The sequence below is a fragment of the Achromobacter sp. GbtcB20 genome (genome assembly GCF_019091095.1).
GTDB lineage: Bacteria > Pseudomonadota > Gammaproteobacteria > Burkholderiales > Burkholderiaceae_B > Achromobacter > Achromobacter mucicolens.
In genome coordinates, this window is record NZ_JAGXJZ010000447.1 from 1 (window position 1) to 295 (window position 295).

At 63.1% G+C, this 295-nt stretch carries 1 protein-coding gene; it reads right to left on the reverse strand.

The genetic code is table 11. The features are described from left to right. A partial coding sequence (locus KVT32_RS29705; RefSeq protein WP_217619386.1) for an efflux RND transporter permease subunit occupies positions 1–295 on the reverse strand: 295 nt, incomplete at both ends.

Consider the following 295-nt stretch of genomic DNA (forward strand, 5'->3'; position numbering starts at 1 on the left):
ACGAGCTGGCGTGCAAAGTGGATGTCGGTGCCATCCTTGAAGATGACGGTCACCTGCGACAGGCCATAGCGCGACAGCGACCGGGTTTCTTCCAGGCCGGGGAGCCCCGCCATGACCGTTTCGATCGGGAAGGTCACACGCTGCTCGGCTTCCAACGGCGAATAGCCGGCGGCCGACGTGTTGATCTGGACCTGGACGTTGGTGATGTCGGGCACCGCGTCGATGGGCAGTTTCTGGTAGTTGTAGATGCCGACGGCCGCCATGGCGACGACGCCCAGCATGACAAGCCATCGGT